Origin of the sequence: Nocardia brasiliensis NBRC 14402 (assembly GCF_000308475.2) — a bacterium.
Taxonomy (GTDB): domain Bacteria; phylum Actinomycetota; class Actinomycetes; order Mycobacteriales; family Mycobacteriaceae; genus Nocardia; species Nocardia brasiliensis.
The window spans coordinates 1-25,868 of the sequence record NZ_BAFT02000105.1 but is presented as its reverse complement, the minus strand read 5'-3'; the positions used below and the strand labels follow the sequence as shown (position 1 = coordinate 25,868).

The 25,868-nt window shown below is 70.5% G+C and carries 21 protein-coding genes and 2 pseudogenes; 15 read left to right on the top strand and 8 right to left on the bottom strand.

Annotated elements, in window-relative coordinates; translation table 11 throughout:
- Positions 1–66: 66 nt before the first annotated feature.
- Positions 67–2,241 (bottom strand): ATP-dependent DNA helicase UvrD2, encoded by a 2,175-nt coding sequence (locus tag TY25_RS35495; RefSeq protein WP_169744371.1) that lies wholly within the window; start codon positions 2,239–2,241, stop codon positions 67–69.
- Positions 2,242–2,292: 51 nt separating this feature from the next.
- Between TY25_RS35495 and TY25_RS35490 the strand changes: the two genes are divergently transcribed.
- Positions 2,293–3,552 carry a low temperature requirement protein A gene (locus TY25_RS35490; RefSeq protein ID WP_042263851.1) on the top strand — a complete coding sequence of 420 codons (1,260 nt, stop codon included), beginning with the start codon at positions 2,293–2,295 and terminating at the stop codon, positions 3,550–3,552.
- Here TY25_RS35490 and TY25_RS35485 read toward each other — a convergent pair.
- Both TY25_RS35485 and TY25_RS35480 read right to left on the bottom strand, forming a co-directional pair.
- On the bottom strand, positions 3,549–4,010 hold the full coding sequence (locus TY25_RS35485) for a MarR family winged helix-turn-helix transcriptional regulator (RefSeq protein ID WP_042263850.1): 462 nt from the start codon (positions 4,008–4,010) through the stop codon (positions 3,549–3,551). The genes TY25_RS35490 and TY25_RS35485 overlap by 4 nt on opposite strands.
- Before the next feature lie 52 nt (positions 4,011–4,062).
- A complete protein-coding gene (locus tag TY25_RS35480) occupies positions 4,063–4,485 on the bottom strand; it encodes an SRPBCC family protein (protein WP_042263848.1) in 423 nt (140 codons plus the stop codon).
- Positions 4,486–4,603: 118 nt separating this feature from the next.
- Here TY25_RS35480 and TY25_RS35475 point away from each other — a divergent pair, with 118 nt between their 5' ends.
- Complete coding sequence (locus TY25_RS35475; RefSeq protein WP_029897242.1) at positions 4,604–4,834, top strand: mycoredoxin; 231 nt, start codon at positions 4,604–4,606, stop codon at positions 4,832–4,834.
- Positions 4,835–4,891: 57 nt separating this feature from the next.
- Here the strand turns inward: TY25_RS35475 and nudC are convergent, their stop codons facing one another.
- Entirely contained in the window at positions 4,892–5,809 is a 918-nt protein-coding gene (gene nudC / locus TY25_RS35470; RefSeq protein WP_042263845.1) for an NAD(+) diphosphatase, read from the bottom strand.
- A 34-nt stretch (positions 5,810–5,843) separates the two neighbouring features.
- On the bottom strand, positions 5,844–6,899 hold the full coding sequence (locus TY25_RS35465; protein WP_029897246.1) for a potassium channel family protein: 1,056 nt from the start codon (positions 6,897–6,899) through the stop codon (positions 5,844–5,846).
- 139 nt (positions 6,900–7,038) lie between these two features.
- Here TY25_RS35465 and TY25_RS35460 point away from each other — a divergent pair, with 139 nt between their 5' ends.
- A complete protein-coding gene (locus TY25_RS35460; RefSeq protein WP_042263840.1) occupies positions 7,039–7,452 on the top strand; it encodes a DoxX family protein in 414 nt (137 codons plus the stop codon).
- Here TY25_RS35460 and TY25_RS35455 read toward each other — a convergent pair.
- A complete protein-coding gene (locus tag TY25_RS35455) occupies positions 7,409–11,314 on the bottom strand; it encodes an ATP-dependent helicase (protein WP_042263839.1) in 3,906 nt (1,301 codons plus the stop codon). The genes TY25_RS35460 and TY25_RS35455 overlap by 44 nt on opposite strands.
- Before the next feature lie 76 nt (positions 11,315–11,390).
- Positions 11,391–15,467 carry a PD-(D/E)XK nuclease family protein gene (locus tag TY25_RS35450; RefSeq protein ID WP_370466186.1) on the bottom strand — a complete coding sequence of 1,359 codons (4,077 nt, stop codon included), beginning with the start codon at positions 15,465–15,467 and terminating at the stop codon, positions 11,391–11,393.
- Between the two features lie 72 nt (positions 15,468–15,539).
- Between TY25_RS35450 and TY25_RS35445 the strand changes: the two genes are divergently transcribed.
- The 5 genes from TY25_RS35445 to TY25_RS35425 all read left to right on the top strand — a co-directional run bounded on the left by TY25_RS35445 (position 15,540) and on the right by TY25_RS35425 (position 20,083).
- A complete protein-coding gene (locus TY25_RS35445) occupies positions 15,540–16,316 on the top strand; it encodes an alpha/beta fold hydrolase (RefSeq protein WP_042263834.1) in 777 nt (258 codons plus the stop codon).
- 5 nt (positions 16,317–16,321) lie between these two features.
- Positions 16,322–16,618 (top strand): MGMT family protein, encoded by a 297-nt coding sequence (locus TY25_RS35440; RefSeq protein ID WP_014987736.1) that lies wholly within the window; start codon positions 16,322–16,324, stop codon positions 16,616–16,618.
- A 48-nt stretch (positions 16,619–16,666) separates the two neighbouring features.
- Entirely contained in the window at positions 16,667–17,416 is a 750-nt protein-coding gene (locus TY25_RS35435; RefSeq protein WP_042263832.1) for a VOC family protein, read from the top strand.
- 83 nt (positions 17,417–17,499) lie between these two features.
- Positions 17,500–19,239 carry an NTP transferase domain-containing protein gene (locus TY25_RS35430; RefSeq protein WP_081869314.1) on the top strand — a complete coding sequence of 580 codons (1,740 nt, stop codon included), beginning with the start codon at positions 17,500–17,502 and terminating at the stop codon, positions 19,237–19,239.
- 85 nt (positions 19,240–19,324) lie between these two features.
- Complete coding sequence (locus TY25_RS35425; protein ID WP_042263880.1) at positions 19,325–20,083, top strand: class I SAM-dependent methyltransferase; 759 nt, start codon at positions 19,325–19,327, stop codon at positions 20,081–20,083.
- A 68-nt stretch (positions 20,084–20,151) separates the two neighbouring features.
- Here the strand turns inward: TY25_RS35425 and TY25_RS43000 are convergent, their stop codons facing one another.
- On the bottom strand, positions 20,152–20,496 hold the full coding sequence (locus TY25_RS43000; RefSeq protein ID WP_146154151.1) for a hypothetical protein: 345 nt from the start codon (positions 20,494–20,496) through the stop codon (positions 20,152–20,154).
- 68 nt (positions 20,497–20,564) lie between these two features.
- Between TY25_RS43000 and TY25_RS44825 the strand changes: the two are divergent.
- The 7 genes and pseudogenes from TY25_RS44825 to TY25_RS35395 form a co-directional block, all read left to right on the top strand.
- Positions 20,565–20,903, top strand: a pseudogene (locus tag TY25_RS44825) (sulfatase-like hydrolase/transferase); the annotation flags it as partial.
- Between the two features lie 76 nt (positions 20,904–20,979).
- The gene (locus tag TY25_RS44820) at positions 20,980–21,699 is read left to right on the top strand and encodes a hypothetical protein (protein WP_042263831.1); all 720 of its coding nucleotides are present in this window, start codon (positions 20,980–20,982) and stop codon (positions 21,697–21,699) included.
- Between the two features lie 104 nt (positions 21,700–21,803).
- On the top strand, positions 21,804–22,151 hold the full coding sequence (locus tag TY25_RS35415) for a DUF1330 domain-containing protein (protein ID WP_042263828.1): 348 nt from the start codon (positions 21,804–21,806) through the stop codon (positions 22,149–22,151).
- A 118-nt stretch (positions 22,152–22,269) separates the two neighbouring features.
- Positions 22,270–23,925 carry a bifunctional S-methyl-5-thioribose-1-phosphate isomerase/methylthioribulose 1-phosphate dehydratase gene (locus TY25_RS35410; RefSeq protein WP_042263826.1) on the top strand — a complete coding sequence of 552 codons (1,656 nt, stop codon included), beginning with the start codon at positions 22,270–22,272 and terminating at the stop codon, positions 23,923–23,925.
- Positions 23,922–24,497, top strand: coding sequence for a 1,2-dihydroxy-3-keto-5-methylthiopentene dioxygenase (locus TY25_RS35405; protein WP_042263825.1), 576 nt, complete (start codon positions 23,922–23,924; stop codon positions 24,495–24,497). The genes TY25_RS35410 and TY25_RS35405 overlap by 4 nt, the downstream gene beginning before the upstream one ends.
- On the top strand, positions 24,494–25,183 hold the full coding sequence (mtnC, locus tag TY25_RS35400; protein WP_042263823.1) for an acireductone synthase: 690 nt from the start codon (positions 24,494–24,496) through the stop codon (positions 25,181–25,183). The genes TY25_RS35405 and mtnC overlap by 4 nt, the downstream gene beginning before the upstream one ends.
- Before the next feature lie 414 nt (positions 25,184–25,597).
- Positions 25,598–25,868, top strand: a pseudogene (locus TY25_RS35395) (molybdopterin-dependent oxidoreductase); the annotation flags it as partial.

Below are 25,868 nucleotides of genomic sequence, written 5' to 3'. Positions count from 1 at the left end.
CCGGGATGACCTCCCGGTGCGTAAAACCCACCATAGGCAAGTGCGCCGAAGCGCACAACCTATTTTCTACCTGCGGTTTTGGGGTCTTGCGCGCAGCCGCGACGCGATGATCGCGAGCACGTCCGCCCCGTACTGCTCGAGCTTCTTCGCGCCGATCCCGGCGATCGAGGCCAGCGCAGCGTCGTCACCTGGGAGTTGTTCGGCGATCGCGGTAAGGGTGGTGTCGGTGAACACCACGAACTCCCGCACCCGCAACGTCTCCGCCTTCTCCGCTCGCCACTCCTGCAGCGCGACCAGCAGCTCGGCATCGAGTTCCGCCGGGCACCGACGACAGCGGCCAAGCATAGTCGCATAGGTGCCGATGAGCGGCTTCGCGCAGACCCGGCAGGTCGGGCGCACGCCTTTGCCGGCGCTCTCGATGACCGGCGCGGCGATCCGCGAGGCCGGGGAATCGTCGGGTACCAGGCCGTTCAGGAACCGGGAACGCCGCCTGGTGCGCCGCTTCCCCTCGCCCCACGCCAGCGCCCAGGACAGTTGCAGATGTTCCCGGGCCCTGGTCACACCGACGTAGAGCAGCCGCCGTTCCTCTTCGAGGGCGGCCTCGTCGGCGACCTTGCCGTCGCTTTCCAGCACGTGCGCGATCGGCATCGTGCCGTCGGCGAGGCCGACCAGGAAGACCGCGTCCCACTCCAGGCCCTTCGCGGCATGCAACGACGCGAGCGTGACCCCTTGCACGGTCGGTGGGTGCCTGGCCTCGGCGCGCGCCGCCAGTTCCCGCAGCAGGCCGGGCAGGTCTAGCTCGTCGTCGTGATCGACCAGTTCTTCGGTGAGCCGGACCAGCGCTACCAGGGACGACCATTTTTCCCGCGCCTGCGCGCCCGCGGGTTCGGTCGCGGTCAGCCCGACCGGTGCGAGCACCGCGCGCACCAGCGTGACCAGGGCCGCGCCGCTGCGCGAGGCCGCGGGCAGGTCGTCGCGGGCCGCGGCCTGGCGCAGCACCGTGACGGCCTGTCGCACCTCTGGACGGGAGAAGAAACCTTCGCCGCCGCGCACCTGATAAGGGATGCCGAGTTCGGTGAGCGCCTGCTCGTAACTCTCGGACTGGGCATTGATCCGATACAGCACGGCGATCTCGGCGGCGGGGGTGCCCGCTTCGATCAGCCGTTTGATCGATTTACCGACGGCGCTCGCCTCCGCGGGGCCGTCGTCGTATTCGGCGAAGACCGGTTCCGGGCCGTCCGGCCGCTGGCCGATGAGCTGCAGCCGGGTGCCCGCGATGCGCCCGCGCGCCACCCCGATCACCCGGTTGGCCAGCGAGACCACCTGCGGGGTGGAGCGATAGTCGCGCTCCAGCCGGATCACCGTGGCGTCGGGGAAGCGGCGGGAGAAGTCCAGCAGATAGCTCGGCGTGGCGCCGGTGAACGAATAGATCGTCTGGTTGGCGTCGCCGACCACCGTCAGGTCGTCGCGGTCGCCGAGCCACGCGTCGAGCACCCGCTGCTGCAGCGGGGTGACGTCCTGGTATTCGTCGACCACGAAACTGCGGTAGCGGCCACGGAACTCGTCGGCCACCGCCGGATAGTCCTCGAGCGCCGCCGCGGTGTGCAGCAGCAGGTCGTCGAAGTCGAGCAGGAGGCCCTCGGGGGTGGCCTTGAGTTTCTCGTAGCCCGCGTAGACCTCGGCCACGCGCAGCGCGTCGTAGGGCGGCTCGCGCCGCTGTCTGGCCGCCGCCGCGGGATAATCCTCGGGCGCGATGAGCGAGGCCTTCGCCCATTCGATCTCGCTGAGCAGGTCGCGGACGCTGTCGGTGGCCGAGGAGAGCCCGGCCCGGTTCGCCGCCTGCGCGACGATCGGGAACTTGCCATCGATCAGCCGCCACGGCACGTCGCCGACCACCTGCGGCCAGAAGTACTTGAGCTGGCGCAGCGCGGCCGCGTGGAAGGTGCGCGCCTGCACCTGGTTCGCGTCACCGCCCAGGCCGAGCGCCCGCAGCCGGCCGCGGAGTTCGCCCGCCGCGCGGGCGGTGAACGTCACGGCGAGCACCTGGTCGGCCTTCACGTGCCCGGCCGACACCAGGTGCGCGATGCGGTGGGTGATCGTTCTGGTCTTGCCGGTGCCCGCCCCCGCGAGCACGCACACCGGACCCCGGGGAGCCCGCACCGCGGCGGCCTGTTCGGGGTCGAGGGAATCCAGCGCTGGGCCGGCCGGTCGGTGCGTGCTGGTTGACGACACGGCACCCATCATGTCAGTGCCCGCCGACAACTCTTGCGGCGTGACCAATACTGTCGCTTCGTGGCACACGACACGCCGTCAGCTGACGCTGGACCGACCGACCGGCACGCAACCTGGATGGAGCTGTTCTTCGACCTCGTCGCGGTCGCGGGCATCGGCCAGCTCACCCATCTGCTGCACCGCGGGCCCTCGCTGTCCGACTTCGCCCTGTATGCCCTGCTCTACCTGGCCTTTTGGACGGTGTGGGCGTGCATGATGCTGTACGGCAACATCGCCCGCGACCGCACCAGGGTCCCGTTGATGCTCGCGACGATGCTCGGCCTCGGCGTGATGACGAGCGCGGTGGCCGGGATACCGGACCGGCACGCGACGACGTTCGCCGCGGTGTACGTCATCGTGCGCTTCGTCGCCGCGCGGGTCTGGGGTCCCGGCACCTACCTGGTCGACTGGCCGATCGCGCAGCTGACCGTCGGCGTGCTGCCGTGGGTCGTCTCGCTGTGGGTGCCCGAACCGTGGAAGTACTGGTTGTGGGCCGCCGGCCTCGCGCTGGACATGTGGCTGATGTTCGCGGTCAGCGGCGAGGGCATGATCAACGGCGCACAGGAGGCCATCGATCGCCGGTTCCGCCGCTCCCGTCGATTCCGCGACGTGGAGCCGCCGAAGGTCAGGGCGGTGCACACCGACACCGCGCATCTCGGCGAGCGGCTCGGCCTGTACGTGATCATCGTGCTCGGCGAGGGCTTCATCGCGGTGATCGCGGCGGTGGGGGACGTCATCTGGCACGCGCGGGTGCTCGCCCTCGGGTTCGGTGCGTTCGTGATCCTGGCGAGCCTCTGGGCGCTCACCCTGCTGTACGGCTTCGTGCCGCGGTTGATGACCGGCGACGATCCGGAGCACACGGTGCCCAGGCAGTACGTCATGGCCATGCACTGCTGGATCACCGGCGCGATCGCCACCATCACCGCCGGCCTCGGGCTCGCCGTGGAACACGCGGAGGGTCACGTGTCGACCGGGATCGGCTGGGCGCTGTGCGGCGGCGCGGCAGCGTATTTCGTGATCGTCGCGATCGGGGGCGCGCACAGCGCCGCCGGGTGGCGCTGGGTGTGCACCTGGCCGCTGCCCGGCGCGGTCCTGGCGCTGGTGCTCGGCGCGTTCGGCCCACACCTCGGCGCACTCGGACTGGTGTACGGCGTCGCGGCGCTGTTCCTCTGGGCGGTGCTGTGGCAGACCCGTTCGGACGGCAAGTGGCGCAAGGGTTCCGGTCCGGATCGCCCGCGCCGGCGGCCCCGGCACGGGCTCGGGATCGACGAGGTGCTCTAGCCGGTGCCCCGGTCCCGCAGGGTGCGCAGGTCGGCGGCGAACGGCCGGGTCCGCGCGCCCAGCGGGCCGAAGAACTCGCGATCACAGTCCTCCACCGCGACGATCGCCCGGTTCGCCAGCGCCACCCCGGCTGCGGTGGGCACCAGAGATTTCGCCCGCCGATCGCTCGGATGCGCGCGCCGCTCGACCAGTCCCTTCTGTTCGAGCGCGCGCAACACCTGGGAGGTCATCATCGGGTCGGTGGCCGCGTACTCGGCCAGATCGCGCTGCATGAGCGGCTCGTCATCGCCGGCGAAGTAGGTTAGCGCGGCCAGCAGCACGAACTGCACGTGCGTGAGATCGAACGGTGCCAGGGCCGCGCGTTGTGCCGCCTGCCAGCGGTTGGTCACCTGCCAGAGCAGCAACCCGGGACTGTCGTCCGCGCGCGCGAACTCGGTCCGCAGCCTCGCGTCGGTCATCGGCCGCACTCGCCGGTCATGGTCCACGCGATCACGGTGAGCCGGCACCGGGTCATGCCCGCACTCGCTCGGCTACCTCGACCAGCGCGTCCAGATCGGGTTGCACCGATTTCGTGACGCCACCACCCAGGATGGCGATCCAGAGCCGCCGCAGTGGCCCCTCGATCGAGACGGTCACGCGCACGGTGGTGCGTCCGTCAGCCACCGCGACGACATGCGCGAACGTCAACGTCGCGCCGAACAGCCGGGACACGTCGACGAATTCGGTGTCGGTCAATCGTTCGACGACGAAGCGCACCTTCGGGCCGCCCTTGGGTTTCAGCGTCCCGGTCGCCCCCTGGGTGAACGGACCGTCGAGCCGGACCCATTCGGTATCGGTGTTCCACTCCGGCCAGGTTGCTGTGTCGGCCCAGCGCGCGAAAAAGACAGCGGGTGCGGCGCTCGAGGTGGCCGTCGCGGTGGCGAGGATGGTCATGGTTTTAGTATGCGCGCATAGTAAATCTGGCGCAATAGGTGCCCCGGCAGGGCGGTGGAACAGCGACGGGCCGTCCGGCGTTGAAAGATCCGTGACTGATGCGACGCCCGACCTGACGATGTACTCGACCACCTGGTGCGGTTACTGCCGCAGGCTGAAGACGCAGCTGGACGAGGCCGGGATCACCTATGTCGAGATCGATATCGAGCAGGATCCGGCGTCGGCCGAATTCGTCGGCAGCGTGAACGGCGGCAACCACGTGGTGCCGACCGTGAAGTTCGCGGACGGTTCGACGGCGACCAATCCGTCGCTGGCCGCCGTCAAGCAGGCGTTGGCCACTCTCGCCTGACCGAACGCCCCGATCCGAACACCGCCGCCGCGCGGACCATGCCGGTCCGCCGCGGCGTCATGCCGTCGGTTCGTCGCCCAGCCCGGCCCAGGATTCGGTGATGGTCCTGGCGATCGAGATCGACCCGGGCAGCAACAGTCGCGCACCCGACCCCTGCGCGGACCAGTCGCCGACGATCAGCGCCTCGCGCACCTCGTCGCGGCTGAACCAATACGCCTCGGCGATCTCACCGTCGGAGAACACCAGGGGCTGCTCCGGATCGGCGACCGCGGCGAAACCGAGCATCAGCGAACGCGGGAACGGCCACGGCTGACTGCCGAGGTAGTGGATGTCGCGCACATCGAGGCCGACCTCCTCCTTCACCTCCCGCTCGACGCAGCGCTCCAGCGATTCGCCCGCCTCGACGAATCCGGCGAGCAGCGAGAACAACGTGGGCGGCCAGCTCTGCTGACGCGCGAGCAGCACCCGGTCCGCGCCGTCGTGGATCAGGCAGATCACCGCGGGATCGATGCGCGGGAACTCCTCGTAGCCGCTCTCGGTGATCCGCGACCAGCCCGCCTTGGCAGAGGTGGTTGCGGTGCCGTCGGCGCTGTTGAAGGCGGCCTTGTCATGCCAGTTCAGCAGGGCGGCGGCGGTGGAGAGCACGGCGGCGGTGAGGTCGTCGACGGTGCTCGCCATGCCGCGCAGATCGGTCAGCGATCCGCTCAGTTCCCGATCCCGCACCGCCCACAGGTGCACGCCGTTGTCGATGCCGAGGAACACCGCGTCGGGGCTCGGCTCGGGCGACAACTCGATCGCCTTGTCCAGGACGAGCGCGCCGTCCTCGAAACGGACCTGGCCGCGCTGGTTCACCCGCAGCAGCTTGGCGTCCTGCCAGCCCGCGAGCAGGGCCTGCGCGTCGGCTCTGGTCTCCTCGGCGCGATCGAGCACGGAACGGGACAGCAGCGGAACATTATTGAGCTGAAAGGCCGGCACCCCTCGACACTATCGCGCCGCGCCGCGGCGGGTTCTACTTGGTCGTGCGCCGGATGTAGAGCAGCTTGTCCCCGGCCTCGAGCGAGTCCACGTCCGGCTCGCCGACCCGGACCAGCACGCCGCCGCGCACCACGCCGAGCACGATATCGCTGAGATGCCGCGGTGAGCCGCCGGTTTCCGACGGTTCCACGTCGCGCTCGGCGATCGCGAAACCCTCCTCCGGGGTGAGCAGGTCCTCCATCATCTCGACCACCGACGGGGTGGTGGTCGCGATGCCGAGCAGCCGACCCGCGGTCTCCGAGGACACCACCACCGAGTCGGCACCGGACTGGCGCACCAGGTGGGTGTTCTCCGCCTCGCGGATCGAGACCACGATCTTGGCGCTCTTGGTGAGTTCCCGGGCGGTCAGCGTGACCAGCACGGCGGTGTCGTCGCGATTGGTCGCGACCACCACCGACGCGGCGTTGTGCACGCCGGCCAGCCGCTGCACATCGGATTGGGTCGCCGAGCCGTGCACGGTCACCAGGCCCGCGTTCGCGGCCTGCTCCAGCGCGACCATGTCGGTGTCGACCACGACGATATCGGCGGGCTGCACACCGTCGCCGAGCATGGCATCGATCGCGGTCCGTCCCTTGGTGCCGTAGCCGACGACCACGGTGTGATTGCGCACGCTGTGCCTCCATCGCTGAATCTTGAACGCCTGCCGGGACCGTTCCGTCAGCACGCCGAGGGTGGTACCGACGAGCACGATGAGGAACAGCACGCGCAGCGGGGTGATGATGATGATGTTGGCCAGGCGCGCGTCCGGCGTCACCGGCGCGATATCGCCGTAACCGGTGGTGGACAGCGACACCGTCGCGTAATAGAACGCGTCCAGGAACGACAGCGGGTCGCCCGAATTGTCGCGGTAGCCATCGCGGCCGATGTACACCACCAGCGCGGCCGCGAACAGCAGGAAGATGGCGAACAGCACCCGCCTGGACAGCGAAATCCACGGACTGGTCTGCACTTCCGGGATGCGCAGGACGCCTACCAGCGCGAAGTGCGGGCGATTCGACAGCCCGAGGGTGCGCGCACGATCACCGAACAATGGACGCTCCCGCCCTGGTATTCATCGGGTCGATCGTCCCCGGCATCGTTTGTCCCTCCGGCACAGCACGGGAGCCTACCCGGTGTATCCGGCCTGACCCGGACTCGACGCGAACACGGGGTGGATGTAAGGGTGCCTCATGGCAGAAAACGCTCACCCGCCCGTCCGCACCGACGGCCGCCGCCCCGCGCTGGTTCTCGCCGCCCTGCTGTTCCCCATGGGCGTGCTGCATTTCGTGCTGCCCAAGCCGTTCGACGCGATCGTCCCGAAGTACCTGCCGGGCGAACCGCGCAACTACACCTACGCCTCCGGTGTCGCCGAACTCGGCGTCGCGGCGGCGCTGGCGATGCCGCGCACCCGCGGTTTCGGCGGACGACTGGCCGCGCTGCTGTTCATCGCGGTCTTCCCGGCGAACGTGCAGATGGCGATCGACATGCTGGGCAATAAGAAGCTGCCGCAGGTGGTCAAGATCGGCTCGGTGCTGCGGCTGCCGCTGCAGATCCCGCTGATCACGCAGGCGCTGAAGGTGAGCCGGTCGGCGCGGCAGTCCTGATCAGCTCGGCCAGCTCGGCCGGGCCCGCGAGCGTGGCGGGCGCGATGGTGCGCCCGGTGCGCACGTAATGGAACGCGGCACCGATCCGGCCCAGCATCTCCTGCTCGGGCCTGCCCTCCCGCGCCGCCATCAACCTGGCCCAGGCCAGGCGATACACCGCGAGCTGCATCGCGACGGCGGGCTCCTCCGCAGGCGTGGGTTCGGCGCCGGTCTTCCAGTCCACCACGATCCAGCCGCCGCCCGGTTCGGCGAACACCGCGTCCATCCGGCCGCGAATCACGGTGCCCGCGATGGAGGTTTCGAACGCGATCTCCACCTCGAGCGGACTGCGGTTGGCCCACGAGGAGTTCAGGAACGCGTCCTGCATCGCGGTCAGTTCCTTGTCCACGTCGTCGGCGGGGCCGCCGTCGGACGCGCCGGGCAGTTCGTCCAAGCCCAGCAGCCGGTCCGCACCGAACCAGCGCTGCACCCAGGCGTGGAACGCGGTACCGCGGCGGGCCAGCGGGCTCGGCGGGAACGGCAGCGGACGCCGTAGCCGCGCGGCGAGTTTGCGGGGATCGGCGCGCAGCTCGACCAGCGCGGTCGCCGCGATCTGACCGGGCAACTCGACCTCCTCGGCCGCGGACTGCTCGGCCTCGAATTCGGCGAGCAGGGCGTCGACGTCGGCGGCCCAGCCGTCGGGGTCCGCCGGATCCGCCGGCCGCTCCGGATCGAATTCGGCTGCGGCGAAGGCGATATCGGCGTCGGTTAGCGGCTCGTCGTACGGGTCGGGCGGGATGTCGGAGACCGGCGGCGCACCGTCGACACCGTCCAGCGGATCGGGCGGCGGCGGGTCGTCGAAATCCGGTGGTTCGAGGAATTCCGGTGCGGTGCCGTCGAAAAGCGTGCCGGGCAGGTGCGACGCCGACTGCTCGCGGGGATGCGCCTGCTCGGATTCCTTGCGCGACGGCGTTTCTCGTGGCGGGGGCGGCCGCAGCCGCAGTTCCTCGAGCGCGGCCCGGACGAGCGCGGCGCCCTGTTCGATCGGGTCGCGGCGGTTACCGAGCGGATCGCGCGGCCACTCGGCGGTGGCCGGGTTGTCGGTGAACGGGTTCACCGCGTCGTGCTCCGGCGGTTCGTCCCAGCGCGCGACGTCGACGACGCCGTTGGCGGGGCTGTCGGCGGCCTCGCTCGCGTGCTTCAGCTCGAGCAGGAAGTCCGAGGGCCCCTTCGGCGAACTGCCGGTCTCGGCCCAGTGATGCGACGAAACCAGCAGTACGCGTTCGGTTCTGGTGAGCGCGACGTAGAAGAGCCGGCGCTCCTCGTCGATGCGGCGGCGTTCCAGCGCCTCCTTGTGCGCCTTGATCGCCTGCTCCAGGTCGGCCCGGTCGTAGAGATCGGCCAGGTCGAGCACCGGTACGCCCTCGCCCGCGTCGTCCTGCCTGCGGTCGCCGCGCAGCGTGGTCGGGAGTTCGGCGAGCGCGCCGAGCCAGGTGCCGGAGGCGGTACCGGACGGGAACACCCCGCGCACCACGTGCGGCACAGCGACGATCTCCCACTCCAAACCCTTGGCCGCGTGCACGGTCAGCACCTGCACCCGATCCTTGGCGACCTCGACTTCGCCCGGCTCCAAACCGTTCTCCACCGATTCGGCGGCGGCCAGGAAAGACAGCAGCCCGCCGAGCGAGGCACCGGAATCGGCGGCGTATCCGGCGACCACCTCGGCGAAAGCGTCCAGATGCTCACGGCCGGCGCCGGTTCCGGCCATCGCCCGGCGCGCCTGCGTCTCCACGCCGACCCCGATGGTGCGCTCCACGTCGGCGACCAACTCGGTCAGCGACTGACCGCTGCGTTCACGCAACGCCGCGAGCTCATGGCTCAACGTTTCGATCCGGGCGAAACCGGACTCCGAATACTGTTCCCGCGGACCGGGGTCGGCGAGCGCGTCGGCGAGACCGGCCTGTTCCGCCGGTTCCGGCGCGACCTCGCGCAGCGCGGCGGCCAGGGCGGGGGCATCGCTGATCTCCTGGGCCTCGCCGCTGGTGAATCTACTGATCGAGAGCGCACGCGCGCGCCGGGCGAGCGCGGCGATATCGGCGACACCGATGCGCCAGCGCGCGCCGGTCAGCACCCGCATGGCCGCGCTGCCCGCGCCCGGTTCGGCGATCAGGCGCAGGGTGGCGACGATATCGGCCACCTCGGGGGTCGCGAGCAGGCCGCCGAGACCGACGATCTCGACCGGCAAGCCTTGCGCGCGTAACGCTTCGGCGAGCGGCGAGGCATCGGCGTTGCGGCGCACCAGCACCGCCGACGTGGGTGGCGGCTCCCCGGCGGCGCGGCGACCCGCCCACTCCTCGGCGATCCGGGCGGCGAGCCAGTCGCGCTCCTCGGCGACGGTGTCGGTGAGCGCCAACGCGACCACACCCGCGCCCGCCTCGGGTTTCGCGCGCAGTGCGTCCACCGTGACACCGCCGCCCTCGAGCGCCTTGCGCCGCAACGGATCCGCCACCAGGTTCGCCAGCGCCAACGCCTCCGGCGGGTTCCGCCAGCTGGTCAGCAACGGCAGGATCGGCGCGGGAACGCCTGGCGCACTGGGAAAGTCGGTCGCGAACCGCGGCAGGTTCGCCGCCGAAGCCCCGCGCCAGCCATAAATCGACTGCATCGGATCACCGACCGCGGTCACCGCCAACCGTTGCCGTCGGCCCGCGGACCGCTGCGACGCATCGGCGTTCCCGGCGCGACCACGACGCCCGACCGCAGTCGCACCCGTGCTTGCCGGACGCACCGGTCTCGATGTGGCCGCGGCGGTTCCAGTGGGCTGCATCTCCACCGGCTCTGGTCTGTCGGCATCCTCAGCGCGACCACTAGGCCCAGCCGCGGTCGCGCCTGTACTCCCCCGACGTACAGACCCTTCGCTCGGCGGGGCCGCGCGGGTCGACTCCTGCGGATGCGCATCCCCTGGGGTCTCGTCCGGTGCGCCGCCGAACAGGGCTGCGAGCAGGACGCGTTGGGCGTGGCCGGTGTCCTGGTACTCGTCGAGCAGGACGAGACGGAAACGGGTGCGTTCGGCGGCGGCGACCTCGGGATGTTCGGCGGCGAGGCGGGCAGCGAGGGACATCTGGGCGCCGAAATCCAGTGCGCCACGGCGGTTCAGCGCTTCGGCAAGTTGCTGGACCAGGGGCAGCAGCGCGACGCGCTCACGTTGGACTTGCAGGATGTTCAACAGGGTCTGGCTGGGCCCGCCGCGCTGCCGCGGGCCCGGCGGCAGGGTGTGCACCAGCTTCTCCAGCTCGGTGTGCGCCTCCGCGAGCTGCTCGGGTTCGATCAGATGCTCGGCGAGCTGGCCGGACAGGGCCAGGATCGCCTCGGTGACCGAGACCGGGGTGCGGTCGGTGTCCAGGTCGCCGTCCCAGGAGCGCACCACCTGGTGCGCGAGCTGCCACAACTGGGTCTGGGTGAGCAGCGTCGCGGACGGTTCCACCGGCAGCAGCAGGCCGTGTTCGGTGAGCAGCCTGCCCGCGTACGAGTGATAGGTGCTGATCTCCGGTTCGGCGCCAGACAATTGGGCGCGCAGCTGCCCCGAAGGGTCCAGCTCGCGCAGCAGCGGCGCGCCGGCCAACCGGGCCAGGCGGGTCCGGATGCGAGCGGTCAACTGCTGCGCGGCTTTTCGGGTGAAGGTGAGCCCCAGCACCTCGTCCGGCAGCACTAGACGGTTGGCCACCATCCACACCACGCGCGCCGCCATCGTCTCGGTCTTGCCCGCCCCGGCGCCGGCGACCACCAGCGTCGGTCCCGGCGGCGCCGCGATCACCGCCGCCTGCTCGTCGGTCGGCGGCGGTAGGCCGAGCGCGTCGGCCAGCTGGTGCGGCGTCACGTAAGTCACGGGAGCACCCCGCGGTCGCGCCCCTTTCGATGTGGGGCACACCCGTCGGTGACGCAGGCACGGCTGTTCGGCGGAGTCACTCGTCGGTCACCTGCCTACCGGTGTCCTGGACCGGACAGCTGCCCGCCACCGCGCAGTGCCGGCAGCCGTCGTTGCGCATGGCCAGATAGCTGGGGCCCTGCGTAGCCGCCGCCGCGTCGTGAATGGTGTTGCGCCACTGGTCGAGTGCTTCGGGGTCGAGCGGCGGCTGCATGCGCTGGGTCGCGCCCTCTTTGCTGCTCGGTTTGGCGACGTACACCAGTCGCGCGCCGCCCGGCTCACCGAGCGCGCCCGTCGGGTCACCCGAGTCGGTCGCCGCCGAGTCCGATTCCTCTGCCTCGGCATCGGATTCGCCGACGGCGGCGTCCAGCGCGCCCATCGCCGCCGCCACCTGATAGGTCGCCAGCTGCGCGTGATCGATCGCCGCCTGCTTGGTGACCGGCGTCTTTCCGGTCTTCACGTCCACGATCACGAAGCGGCCCTGCGCATCTCGCTCCAAGCGATCGACCCGCCCGCGAATCCGCACGGGCAGTTCGTCTTCGGTGCGCGCGGGCAGCACACAGTCGACCGGCACCTCGACCCCGGCCTGAGTGAGCTCGCCGCGCGTATTGCGCACCCACGCCATGAACGTCGCCAGCATCGCCTCGGTCCGGCGCAGCTCCTGCCGCGAATGCCACCCGGAGCCGGGATCGACCTGCTGCCAGGCTTTGTCGAGCGCGGCGCGCACCTGCGCCTCGGGCACCTTGCCCGCCAGCGCCTGCACCAGCGTGTGCACCAGGTTGCCCTTGACCGCGTGCGGATTGTCGCCGTCGGTGCCGCCGTGCCGTTCCAGCGCCCAGCGCAGCGGGCAGGTCCGCAACAACTCCACCGTGGACGGCGACAGGCCCACCGCGGTCTCGTCCTCGGACCACAGCCCACGCGACGAACTCAATTCGGCTGTGCCGTACCAGTCGTCGGGGTGCGTACCCGGAACTCCGGCCTCGGCCAGGCGGGCGAGCTGGTGCGCCGCGCGCTGCCTGCGCTCGGGATCGGACTCGGGATCGCAGACCGCGCCGCGCAATTCGGCCACCAGGGAGTGCATCACCAGGGCGCGTCCGGGGTCGGCGACCGGCAACGCGCCGGGCTCACCGTCCTCGTCGTGGCCGAGCAGCTCGGACAGGAACCGCGAGGGCACCAGATCGCGTTCGCCCGAAACCGATTCCACGGCGGTGACCAACAGCGAGCGCCGGGCCCGGCTGCACGCGACCAGCAGCAGCCTGCGTTCCTCGGCGAGAATCGGCGCGGCCCGGCTGACCTGCTCGCCCGCGTCGATCACCCCGGCCGTCACGTCGACCAGGTCCTCGGTGTCGAGCAGCGTGCCGCGCGGACGGGGGTTCGGCCAGATCCCTTCCTGCACAGCGGCGACCGCGACGACGTCCCACTCCCGGCCCGCGGCCGCGTGCGCGCTGATCAGCGCGACCGCCTCCTTCGGCGCGGTCCGCGGGCCGGAATCGTTCGGAATCTCTTGCTGCGAAAGGTAATCCACAAAACCTTCGATGCTGGCGCGCGGCAGCCGGTCGACGTAGCTCGCGGCCGCGTCGAACAGCCCGACGGCGGCGTCGAGATCGCGATCGGCCTGCATGCCGACCGCGCCGCCGCGTTCGGACTGGGCGACCCACCGACGTTCCAGCCGCGACCCCGTCCACAGCGCCCACAGCACATCCTCGAGCCCCGCGCCGCGACGACGCGCTTTACGTGCCCGCTCCAGCGCTTCCAGCACCCGCCGCAGCGGCGCCGCCTCCACCTCGGTCAACCGCTCCAGAATCGCCGGATCCCCCACCCCGATCAACAGATCCCGCAACACCTCCGCAGAAGACTGATCAACCCCATGCCGCAGTACCCCGCCCGCCGCCGCAGCGGGCGCATCACCCGGTGCGGTCGCCGTCGCGGCAGACACGTCACCAACCGCAGCCGCCGTCCCGGCAAGCACGTCGCCGGGTGCGGCTTCGTCGAGGACAGCACCTGTCGGGCCACTGGCCGCCGCGTCCGCAGAAGCTGCAGCGGTGGAAGACGCAGCGGTGGAAGCCGTATCCGTCGAAGGCGCGGCGGTAGAAGACGCATCCGTCGAAGCTCCGGCGGTGGAGGCCGCGTCCGTGGCGCCTGCGGCGGTGGAGGCCGCGTCCGTGGCGCCTGCGGCGGTGAAGGCCACGTCCGTGGCGCCTGCACCGGTGGAGGCCACGTCCGTCGACGGCGCGGCAGTGGCGGCCGCGCCGGTCGAAGCTGCGGCGGTGGAGGCCGGCGCGGTGAAACCGGCGCCGAGGGTGGGCGGATCGGCGGCGGGTGGGCCGGACGGGGTGGTGTCGGCGGTCTCCGGGTCTTCGGGACCGCGCCATTCGACGTCGTCCGGGATCCAGTCGGCGTCTACGCCGTACCAGTCGGCGTCGTCCGCGGCTCGTTCGAGCGTGTGCGGGCTCGGCTCGGGCAGGGCGGCGCTCGACTCGAAAGTCTCGGCTGCCGGCTCGAATTCCGGGCTCGGCGTGGGCTCTTCGCTCGTGCGGCCGGAGCGGGAGCGGTTGCGTTCGGCTTCCAGCACGCTGCGGCGCACACCACGCCGCAGGCGCCGCAGCGTGATCTGGTCGGCGCCGCCGAGGGGGCCGGCGAGCAGGTCGAGGGCGTCGTCAGGGCCGAAGGCGGACTTATGTTCGCTCGCGAGCACCGCGCGCAACGAGAGCAGCATCCAGGCCGCGCCGCGCCGCCGGGCCAGCGGGGTGTCCAGCGCGGGCTGCTGCACCGGCACCCCGGCGGCGAGCAGCGCCCGGCGCAGCGGCGCCAGCGACAGCGGCACCGATCGGACGATCACCGCCATGCGCGACCACGGCACCGCACCGGTCAGATGCGCGCGCCGCAAATGGTCCGCGATCAGCGCCGCCTCCTTGGCGGGCGTGCCGAGCACCCGGACCCGGACCTCGGTGCCGTCGTCAGCCGGTCGATGGTCCCGGTCCGGTAGCGAGAAGCGTTGCGGCGCACTGCCCGGCAATCGCGCCGCGATCCGGGCCACCGCCAGTTGCACGGGTCCACCGCAGCGATGGTTGTCCCGCAACACGATCCGTTGCCCGTCCGGGGCGTCCAGGTCGGCGACGAAGCGCGCGTCCGCGCCGCGGAAGGCGAAGATGCCCTGGTCCGGATCGCCCGCGACGACGGTGGTGTGCGCGCTGTGCCCGAGCGCCTTGACCAGCATCGCGGCCTGCGGGTCCAGATGCTGGGCGTCGTCCACGAGCAGATATCGGATGCGGGCCCGTTCGGCGGCGAGCAGTTCGGCGTCACCGGCCAGCGCATCCAGTGCGGCGCCGATCAATTCGGCCGCGTCCAGCGCCGGTGCGGTGGCCTCCGGCGCCTCGACGCCGACCGACCAGCGCAACAGCATGGTCTGCTCGTAGCGCACCGCGAAGTTGCCGGCCGCCACCCACTCCGATTTCCCGTGCTCGCGGCCGAGGCGCACCAGGTCTTCCGGGCCGAGCCCGCGTTCGGTGGCGCGCAGCATCAGATCGCGCAACTGTTCGGCGAATCCGCCGAGCGCGAGCGCGGGTTGCAGTCGTTCGGGCCACAGTCCGTCCGCGCCCGCGGCGATGTCGGTCAGGTCACCGCGCAGCATTTCGCGCAGCACCGCATCCTGCTCGGCACCGGTCAGCAAACGCGGCGGCGGATTGCCGTGCGCGGTGGCGTGTCTGCGCAGGACAGAGAAGGCGTAGGAGTGCAGGGTGCGCGCCAGCGGCTCCCTGGTCGCGCCGGGCACCCCGCCCTCGGCGTCCGGGCCGGCCAACCGCGCCGTGATCGCGTCGCGCACGGTGCTCGCCGCCTGCTTCGAATGGGTGAGTACCAGCACGGATTCGGGGTCGGCACCTGCGGCGATGCGCCCGGCCGCCAGGTCGACGAGCAGGGCGGTCTTGCCTGTGCCCGGCCCGCCGAGCACCTGCCAGGGTCGCCAGCCGGGGCGCGTCGGCCCGCCCGCGGCGGCGGCATCCAGCAGCGCGCGAACGTCGGCGCCCCAGACCCGAGGCCGGGGTGCCGCCACGTTCCGGCGCACAAGTCGCACCGCGCTATCCGATCGCACCACGCGGGCTATTGCAACAGACACGACCGACACGCCGACGCCCCCCTCCGCACGACTCGCCCAGCGGGCCTTGCGCCCGCAGGTCAGAATGGACCAGTGTCAGCTCTTCATACCTACCGATTCGGCCCGGCTACGGGACCGGTCGTCTTGGCCCTGCACGGCGTGACCGGCCACGGCAAACGCTGGGCGGATCTGGCCACCAACCATCTTCCCGAGGTCCGGATCATCGCGCCCGACCTGCGGGGACACGGCCGGTCGAGCGCGCGCCCGCCGTGGACCTTCGAAGCCGTCGCCGACGATCTGGCCGAGTTGCTCACCGCCGAGGGCGGGCAGCCGGCGACCGTGGTCGGGCACTCCTTCGGCGGGGCGTCGGCGTTGTACCTGGCGCACCGTCACCCGGAACTGGTCCGGCAGCTGGTGCTGCTGGATCCGGCGATCGGCCTGGCACCCGAATTCGTCGGCGATATCGCCGAATCGCTCGTGGCCGAGCCCGACTACGAGTCCGTGGCGCGCGCCCGCGAGGACAAGCTGGCATCGTCGTGGGCCGACGTGGCGCCGCACATCCTGGCGGCCGAGCTCACCGAGCACCTGGTGCCCACCGCGCACGGCCGGTTCGGCTGGCGGATGAGCGTGCCCGCGGTCGCCTCGTATTGGGGTCAGCTGGCCCGGCCCTATGTGCTGCCGCCGCGCGAGCTGCCGACCGTTCTGGTGCAGGCGACGAAGGTACAGCCGCCGTTCGTCACCCCGGAGTTCCGCGCCGCGCTCACCGCCCACCTGGGCGACCGGCTCACCGTGCACGAGTGGGAGTGCGATCACATGGTGCCGCAAGAACTTCCGGCCCAGACGGCCGCGCTGATCCGCTCGGTGCTCTGAGCCCCGTGGCCACCACGGACGCCGAGGTCGAGCGGGTGCGCGCGCTGGTCGCGTCGATACCGCCCGGCCGCGTCGCCACCTACGGCGATATCGCCGCGGCCGCAGGGTTGTCCACGCCGCGCACGGTCGGCTGGATCATGCGCACCGACGCGGCAGACCTGCCTTGGCACCGGGTGCTCGGCGCGAGCGGCAGGCCCGCCGCGCATCTGGCCGAGCGTCAGCTGCGCCTGCTCGCGGCGGAGGGCACGCCGGTGCGGGACGGCCGAGTCGACCTGCGGGCGGCGCGTTTTCCGTTCCCCTAGTGCCGGAAATACCCCCGGCGCGGGTGGCGCAGCGGTTACCGTTGTTTCATGTCCACCCGCCTGGCGTGTGTCGTGTTCGATGCAGACCGGCCGCGGTTCGTCGCGGACTTCTGGGCCGAGCTGCTGGGGTGGGGCGTGACTGTCGAGCGTCCGGAGGGAGTGGACGTCGCGGCGCCCGACCCCGACGGTGCCGAGCTCGCCCTCACCTTCGCGCCCGCGACCCGAACGAAGAACGCCAAGAACCGCATTCACCTCGATCTGGCCAGCCGCTCGATCGATCATCAACGGCTGCAGGTCGATCGGGCGTTGTCGCTGGGCGCGCGCCGGATCGACATCGGCCAGGGCGCGGTGCCCTGGGTGGTGCTCGCCGATCCCGAGGGCAACGAATTCTGTGTGCTGGAACCGCGGGAGGAGTACGTGGACACCGGCGCGGTGGCCGCCATCGTGGTGGACACCCGGGATCCCGTGCGGCTGGCCGAATTCTGGTCCGCCGCGTCCGGCTGGCCGGTCGCGCACGGCGGCGCGCAGATCGCGGGGCTGCGTTCCCCGACCGGGCTCGGCTCCTGGCTCGAGTTCGTCCGTTCGCCGGAGGAGAAGTCCGGCCGCAATCTGCTGCACCTGGATCTGGCCTCCTACGACGACCAGGCGGCCGAGCTGGCCCGGCTGCGCGCCGCGGGCGCGACACCCATCGCACACACCGGCGCGAGCCTCGGTTCGGTGCCGAGCCTGACGCTCGCCGACCCGGAGACCAACGAGTTCTGTCTGCTGCGCCCGGCCCGCGACCGCTCGACGGCCTAGCCGGTCTGCCGCCGCCTCCCGGGTTCGTCGCGGCGACGAATTAGCATGACCGCCATGTTGTACCTTGCTCGAGGTCGTGCTGGGTGACCGCCGCGGACGCCATCGTGCTCGCCGGCGGCCGGGCGAGCCGGATGGGCGGTGTCGACAAACCCGCGATCGTCATCGGTGGCCGCTCCATGCTCGACGCCGCCTTGGCGGCCGTCACCGGTTGCGCGCACACGGTGGTGGTCGGTCCGCACCGGCCCGAGTTGCCGGAGCCGATTCGACAGGTGCGTGAGGTGCCGCCCGGGTCGGGACCGGTGTCGGCGATCGGCGCCGGGCTGCGCGCGCTCGGTTCGGCCGCGCCGTTCGTGGTCGTGCTCGCCGCGGATCTGCCGTTCCTGACCGCCTGGTCGATCACCGAATTGCTCAGGCACGCCGGGGAATCCGGGGCCGACGCGGTCTTCGCGGCGGACGACTCGGGGCGGCCGCAGTATCTGATCGGAGTGTGGCGGCGCACCGCGCTCACCACCGCGCTCGACCGGCTGGATTCGCTGATCAACCAACCGATGAAAGCGTTGATCCCCGCCGACTCGGCGATCATCCCGCTACCCGGCGTCGCCGACTGCGACACCGACGAGCAGGTCCGGCTGGCCCGTGCGTCGGTGGCCACCCCGCCCGCGGCGGCGCTCACCCTCGCGGCGGCGCGCACCGAGTTACGCACCGGGCTCACCCGGCTGACCAGCTACGTAGCCGATCTACGCGCGGTGCGCGGGGCCGCGCTCGCCGCGCCGTTGACCGCGGCCGATCCACTGCCCCGTTTCGATGTCTCGGCGATGGACGGCTACGCGGTGGCGGGTGCGGGCCCGTGGCGGTTGCGCCGCGATATCGGCTTCGCCGGCGGCCAGCGCCCGGTCGGCCTGCTGCCCGGCGAGGCGGTGCGCATCGCCACCGGTGCGCATGTGCCGGACGGCACCACCGGCGTGGTGCGCGACGAATTCACCGCGATCGACGGGGACCGGCTGCACCGGCTACCGGATACCCCGCTCCGCGACGATATCCGCCGCCGCGGCGAGGACCGCGAGCCCGGGGATCTCGTTGCGCCGCAGGGAACTCCGGTCACCTCGGCGTTGATCTCGGCGGCCGCGAGCGTGGAGGTGACCGCCGCGCCGGTGCGCGGGCCGGTGCGCGCCCGCATCATCATGACCGGCGACGAGATCCGCAACAAGGGCCCGCTGCACGCCGGCCAGACCCGGGACTCGATCGGGCCGATCCTGCCGGAGCTGTTGTCCTGGTACGGGATTCACGCCGTAGACCGGGTACACCTGCGCGACACGCCGAACGGCTTCGACGAGGTGCTTGCCGCGGCGGCCGAATGCGACCTGCTGGTGATCGTCGGGGCGACCGGCGGCGGTGCGGCCGATCAGCTGCGCACCGCGGTCGCTCGTGCGCAGGCCAGGATACTGGTGCACCGCCTGCGCCTGCGCCCGGGCGGTTCCACCCTCGTCGCCGAACTCCCCGGCGGCACAACGCTCCTCGGTCTGCCCGGGAATCCGTACGCGGCGGTCGCCACGCTGCTGGCGTTGGCTCCCGCGGTGGTCGACGGCCGTACCGGCAGCACCCCCGGTCGCACCCAGCTCGGCCCGCTGCACAACGCGGGCGAGATCTCCGGACCGGTGCCCCGCATCGTGCCCGCGCGCTACGCCGACGCGGGCGGCTGGCTGGGCGATCCGCACATCCGAACCGCCCACCTCGGCGGACTGGTCGATCGTGACGGCCTGGTCGTAGTCCCGGTCGACGCCGCGGACGGCGCGACCGTCGAGTTCCTGCCGCTGCCGAGGTGACCGGACCGGCCGAATCACCGTGCCGACGGCGGGTCACGGTATTCGGCGTTGCCGCCGCGGCAACCGGCTGGCAATGTCACCGGGCATGAAACGAAGCTTCGAGGATCTGGTGACGGAGGCGAGCACGGTCTCCGTGGCGGGCTGGGACTTCGGCTGGCTGGACGGACGGGCCACCGAGCAGCGGCCGTCCTGGGGTTATCAGCGGCTGCTGGGTGCGCGCCTCGGCAAAGTCGATGCGGCACTGGATATTCAGACCGGCGGCGGCGAAGTCCTCGCCGGCGCGGGGCAGATCCCACGGCTGCTGGTGGCCACCGAATCCTGGCCGCCGAATGTCGCCAAAGCCACCCAGCTGCTGCACCCGCTCGGCATCACGCTGGTGGCGGATCCGGACGAACCGCCGTTGCCGTTCGGCGACAACGCCTTTGACCTGGTGACCAGCCGGCATCCGGTCACCGTGTGGTGGCGCGAGATCGCGCGGGTCCTGCGCCCGTCCGGCACCTATCTGGCGCAACATGTCGGCGATGCAAGCGTTTTCGAACTGGTCGAATATTTCATCGGGCCGCAGAGCGAAGAAATTCGCAGGCAGCGAAATCCGACGGACGATCGCGCCGCGGCCGAAGCGGCGGGACTGGAAGTCGTCGATCTGCGCTACGAACGGTTGCGCGTCGAGTTTCACGATATCGGCGCGGTGGTCTACTTCCTCCGGAAGGTGCCGTGGATGGTGCCCGACTTCACCGTCGGCAGATACCGTGATCGACTCGTGACGATGCACGGCGAGATCGAAGAAAATGGACCGTTCGTCGCCCACTCGACCCGATTCCTAATCGAGGCTCGTAAACCCTGACCACACCTCGCACCCTCGTACTACCTGGGCATTTGCCTAGGATCGCCGGTGCGACGTGCTTTTTTCACTTACCCTTTCGGAATTGCCACCGGCTCGCTATCGTGGGGAACGTTAGGCGAATAACAATCCCCGGAAAGGACCGAGTGGAGATGACTGAAAAGTCGAAGAAAGCGCCTAAGAAAATGCCGAGGCAGATGGATCGGCAGCAGCAGCAACAGCGCCAGGATCAGAACCAGAACCAAGGTATGAACCGAGGCGGCGCAAATTCCGAAGGCCAGCGCATGCCGAACCAGCGCCAGTCGGACAACGACCGGCGCGACGATGATCAGCGCAGGATGGGCCACAACTAACTGATCCACACCGCGTGCCGCCGGTTCACTGTGGAACCGGCGGCCGCGGTTGTGCTCGTTCACCCCGTGGGTTACACGCACCCTGCGTGAAACGCTGGTGAGCCAGACATTCCGCCCTATCTACTGACGGAATGCCTGTTCCCTCGCCTGCGCGCGGCTACGAGTCCTTCGACGGCGCCAGCGGACGCACCACCGCGGACCCGACGCCCGAGTGGACCTACCCGCCGACAGCGCCCGCGGGCGCACCCAACATCGTCGTGGTGCTGGTCGACGACATGGGGTACAGCGATATCGGCCCGTTCGGCTCCGAGATCGAGACGCCGACCCTGGATCGGCTGGCCGCCAACGGCGTCCGGCTGACGAACTATCACACCACGCCGCTGTGCTCGCCGTCGCGGGCCGCGCTGGTCACCGGAATCAACTCCCACCGTGCCGGTTTCGGCTTCGTCGCGAACGCCGATCCGGGCTATCCCGGTTTGCGTCTCGAACTCGCCGACGATGTGCTCACCCTGCCGGAGATCCTGCGCGCACTGGCAGCTGTTCGACGTGCGTGCCGATCCGACCGAATTGCACGACGTTTCGGACCGGTACCCGGACAAGGCGGCCGAGCTGGCCGCCGCATGGGACGAATCCGCCTGGGCCAATACGGTTTTCCCCCTGCTCACCCGCCAGGACCTGGCCCGCAGACGTCACGAGGAAGCGCGGCTCGGCGAGCCGTTGCGGCTGCTGCCCGGCACCCCGACCCTGGGGCGCTACCGCTCCCAGCGACTGATCGCCTATCGCGATTTCACCATCACGGCGGAGCTGGCCGGCTACCACCCCGGCGACGAGGGTGTCTTTGTCGCACACGGCGATCCGCTCGGCGGGTATCTGCTGTACATCGAGGACGGCTGGCTGGTGTTCGGGGTGAACAGCTACGGCCGCTACGACTCGGTGTCGACCGGTCCGCTATCCGCCGGAATCCGGCGGATCTCGGTGACCGCGACGGTCCGGCCGCAGCTGCGCTGGGATTTCACCCTCGCGATCGACGGCGTGCGGGTGGCCCGGCTCCGCGATCAGGTCCAGCTGGTGGGCATGTCGCCGTGGACGGGCATCTCCGTCGGCGTCGACGCGCGCGGACCGGTGTCATGGGAGCTGCGCGAGCGCCGCGGCCCGTTCCGGTACGGCGGCGAACTCCGCGCGGTGACCTACACGCCGGGGCCGATCCGGGTGCCCGCGGGCACCGTCGAGGCGGTGGAGCGGGAAGCGGAATTCGTTGCGGAATAAGCGAAGCGGCACTTACCCCGCAGGTAATTGTCCGGCCGTGCCGGGCGTCCTACGGTCGAGGTGGCGTCACGATCCGGCGACGCCACCGAACAAGGGAATCGCTCATGCCCGCGTATGGCTTCGCCCATCTGCGTGCGCGCACGCCGCACGCCGACATCCTGGAATACCTGGAACGCATCCAGGACACTCTCGATCCGTTCCACGGGCGCTTCGTGATTCACGGACCGCCCGCCGAGATCGTGGAGGGCAGCTGGCCCGGGTCCATGGTGCTGCTCGAATTCCCGGATCTGGACACGGCACGGCAGTGGTACCACTCGCCCGCGTACCAGGCGATCATGCCGCTGCGCACCGACCACATCGAGGGCGATCTGCTGTTGATCGAGGGCGTCGGGCCGGACTACGACCCGCGCGAGCGCGCGGCGAAACTGCGCGCGGGCACCTCGGCGGCCTGAGTCCAGGGCGGCGGTTTCGGCATCGGCGCCGGGCACGCGGCCGACTTTTCCCGGCTGTTTCGTTTCCGATACCGTTGACCAGGGACAACCTGGTGACATGCGGTAAAGGACGGGCTTGATGGACGACAGTTCTCTGATCTGGGACGACGGTGCGCTGGTCACCATCGACCAGCGTGGACTGCCGCACGAAGTCCGGGAACTGCGCTTGCGCACCGTCGACGAGGTGATCGACGCGATCAGGGTGCTGGCGATCCGCGGGGCCCCGGCCATCGGCATCGCGGGCGCGTTCGGTGTGGTCCTCGCCACCGCCGCGCACACCGTCGACGGTGTGATCGACACCGCCGCGGTGCACGCCGACGCCGACCGCATCGCGGCCGCACGGCCGACCGCGGTGAATCTCGCCTGGGCGGTGCGGCGGGTGCGCGCCGAGGTCGAGCGGGGCGCGGACGCCGTGCTGGCCGCGACCCTCGACCTGCTCGCCGAGGACGGCCGGGTCAACCGGGCGGCGGCGACGCACGCCGCGGATCTGGTGCAGCGACTCTGCGCGGACCGGCCGCTGCGGCTGCTCACCCACTGCAACACCGGCCGCCTCGCGACCAGCGCGTTCGGCACGGCGATCGGCGCGCTGCGGGTGCTCGCCGAGCGCGGCGCGGTGGCGGACGTCCTGGTCGACGAGACCCGCCCGCTGTTGCAGGGCGCCCGGCTCACCGCGTGGGAACTGGCGGAAGCGGGCATCCCGCACCGGCTCACCATCGATGCCGCGGCGGCCTGGGCGATGGCGACCGGACAGGTCGACTGTGTGCTCGTCGGGGCCGACCGCGTCACCGCCAACGGCGATGTGGCGAACAAGATCGGCACGTACCCTCTCGCGCTGGCCGCGCGCCACCACGGCATTCCGTTCATCGTGGTCGCACCGGAATCGACCAGGGATCCGCACATGGGCACCGGCCGCGACATCGTGGTGGAGGAACGCGCGGCCGCCGAGGTCACCGGATTCGGCGGTGTGGCAACGGCTCCCGCCGGCACCGCGGTGTTCAATCCGGCCTTCGACGTGACGCCGGGCGACCTGGTGACGGCCGTGGTGACCGAGCTGGGCGTGGTGCACCGCGGCGCGGACCTGCAGCCCTTGCCCGGCAAGGAGATCGCCGGGATCGCGCGCGGGCTCTATCGGCGGGGCTGGATGCCGGGGACCGCGGGCAACATCTCGGTGCGCACCGGCGATACCGCGGTGATCACCGGCAGCGGATTGTCCAAAGGTGAACTCACCGAACGCGATATGGTCACCGTCCGGATCGTCGATTCGACGCCGGTCACCGACCAGGGCCGGAAACCGTCCGCGGAGACCACGATTCACACCGCTGTCTACCGCGCCACCACGGCGCAGGCGGTCGTGCACATCCACCCGCCCTACGCCACCGCACTGGCGACCCGCCCCGGCGCGCTCGACACGGTGACCACGGTGCGGATCACGGACTACGAACTCATCAAGGGGCTCGGCGGCACCGATCCCGCGGCCATCGATATTCCGGTGTACCCCAACTGGACCGACGTGCCGCGCATCGGCGCCGACATCGAGCGCTACCTCATCGACCATCCCGACGCGCCGCCGATCCTGTTCATCGCGGGTCACGGGATCACCGCGTGGGGGGACAATCTTTCCCAGGCGCGCGATCGCGCCGAATGCCTGGAAGCCCTGTGCGAGCTGGTCTCCCGGACCGGCCGTACCCAGGCGTTCGGCGAGCGCGCGGACCCACTCGAGATTGGACTGACATGACCCTGCTCCAGGTGATGGCCGCCGACAACGCGGCCGACGTGCGGGTGCGAACCACCGACGACGAGCTGATCGGCACCGAATTGGCCGCGCACGGCATCACTTTCGGCCGCTGGCCGGTGCTGCCCGACGCCGCGGCGGTGTCCTCGGACGACCTGCTCGCGCACTACACCGACAACGTCGCCGAACTGAACGAGTCCGGGCGCTACAAGCACATCGACATCGCCCGCATCCACCCCGACGACAGCAATCCGGAGTGGCCGCAGATCGCCAAGGGCGCGCGGGAGAAGTTCCTGAACGAGCACCGCCACGCCGAGGACGAGGTCCGCTATTTCGCGGCCGGACGCGGCTGCTTCTATCTGCATCTCGGGCACGAGGTGCTGGCCGTGGTCTGCGAGGGCGGCGATCTGCTCTCGGTGCCCGCGGGCACGCTGCACTGGTTCGACATGGGCACCCGGCCCGATTTCATCGCCATCCGGTTCTTCGAGGAAGCCGACGGCTGGGTCGGTGACTTCACCGGTGACCGGATCAGCGAAGGGTTCCCGACCCTCGACGAGCTGCTCGCCAAGTCATGATCACGACGATCGTCGTCGATATCGAAGGAACCACCAGCCCGACCAGCTCGGTGCGCGAAGACCTCTACGGCTACACCCGCGCCCGGCTGCCGGGCTGGCTCGCCGAAAACCGCGAGGGCGCAGCGGCGTCCATCATCGACGGCACCCGGAAGCTGGCCGATCGCCCGGCAGCCGACACCGACGAGATCGCGGCTGTGCTGCGCGGCTGGCTCGACTCCGACGTCAAGGCCGAACCGCTCAAAGCCGCCCAGGGGCTGATCTGCGCGGAGGGGTTCCGCGCGGGCGAGCTGCACGGTGAGTTCTTCGCCGACGTGCCGCCCGCCCTCCGGGCCTGGCACGCGGCCGAGCTGACGCTGTACGTGTACTCGTCCGGATCCGTTCGCAACCAACAGGATTGGTTCGCCTTCGCGCGCGGCGGCGAGCTGGCGTCCTTGATCAGCGGCTTCTTCGATCTGACCACGGCGGGCGGCAAGCGCGAGGCCGCGTCCTACGAAAAGATCGCGAGCGCGATCGGCGTGCCCGCCGAGCGCATCCTGTTCCTGTCCGACCACCCCGACGAACTGGACGCGGCCGTCGCCGCGGGCTGGCAGGTGGTCGGCCTGGCGCGGCCCGGGGAACCGAATCCGCCGCGGCCGCCGCACCGGTGGGTGGACACCTTCGCCGATATCGAGACTCGCGCCGAATAGATTGCCCATCGATTGCGCTCATTACAGCAATTTTCGGGCGCAAACAAAGAGCGAATAATTCACGAGTAACGCAATCAGTTCATACCAGATGAAACTACACATATCGGACTTTGCGACATCCGTTGCGACGGCATCGACACGCCCGCGAATGTGACGCGCCCAAAAACACAGCGTTTCCACAGCATTGACAAAAGCTGGCGGATGGCTTCGGACAACAGACTTCGCTTTCGGTGAACCCGCAGGTAGTGGGCGTCTTCCTGCGGGTTTCCGCGCCCGCGGCGACCATGTCGATCAGCACCTCCACGCTCCGCGCGCAGCCGACGGGACGGACTCGGAGAATGTTTCTTGGCGGTACGCCGAAAACATCTTTAGAGTGAGTAACGGCTACCGAATTCACTGCCGCTTGGAGGCGTAGTGGTTGACTCGCGATCCGACGACGTCGGGGATCTGCTTTTACGGTTCGGCAAGTATTTCCAGCGCGGCGAAATCTCCGCCGATCAGCGAACCCTGCACAGACGGGGCGGACGCGAAGCCGACAAGTTCTACCGGGAGCGGTGGTCGCACGACAAGGTGGTGCGTTCGACCCACGGCGTCAACTGCACCGGGTCCTGCTCGTGGAAGATCTACGTCAAGGACGGCGTGATCACCTGGGAGGCACAGCAGACCGACTATCCCTCGGTCGGCG

Bases quoted from the DNA above. Each gene is read 5' to 3' on its own strand.
- TY25_RS35495 (WP_169744371.1), bottom strand. From the start codon at position 2,241: ATGGGTGCCGTGTCGTCAACCAGCACGCACCGACCGGCCGGCCCAGCG.
- TY25_RS35485 (WP_042263850.1), bottom strand. From the start codon at position 4,010: ATGACCGACGCGAGGCTGCGGACCGAGTTCGCGCGCGCGGACGACAGT.
- TY25_RS35480 (WP_042263848.1), bottom strand. From the start codon at position 4,485: ATGACCATCCTCGCCACCGCGACGGCCACCTCGAGCGCCGCACCCGCT.
- TY25_RS35475 (WP_029897242.1), top strand. From the start codon at position 4,604: ATGTACTCGACCACCTGGTGCGGTTACTGCCGCAGGCTGAAGACGCAG.
- TY25_RS35460 (WP_042263840.1), top strand. From the start codon at position 7,039: ATGGCAGAAAACGCTCACCCGCCCGTCCGCACCGACGGCCGCCGCCCC.
- TY25_RS35435 (WP_042263832.1), top strand. From the start codon at position 16,667: ATGTCCACCCGCCTGGCGTGTGTCGTGTTCGATGCAGACCGGCCGCGG.
- TY25_RS35425 (WP_042263880.1), top strand. From the start codon at position 19,325: ATGAAACGAAGCTTCGAGGATCTGGTGACGGAGGCGAGCACGGTCTCC.
- TY25_RS35415 (WP_042263828.1), top strand. From the start codon at position 21,804: ATGCCCGCGTATGGCTTCGCCCATCTGCGTGCGCGCACGCCGCACGCC.
- TY25_RS35410 (WP_042263826.1), top strand. From the start codon at position 22,270: ATGGACGACAGTTCTCTGATCTGGGACGACGGTGCGCTGGTCACCATC.
- TY25_RS35405 (WP_042263825.1), top strand. From the start codon at position 23,922: ATGACCCTGCTCCAGGTGATGGCCGCCGACAACGCGGCCGACGTGCGG.
- mtnC (WP_042263823.1), top strand. From the start codon at position 24,494: ATGATCACGACGATCGTCGTCGATATCGAAGGAACCACCAGCCCGACC.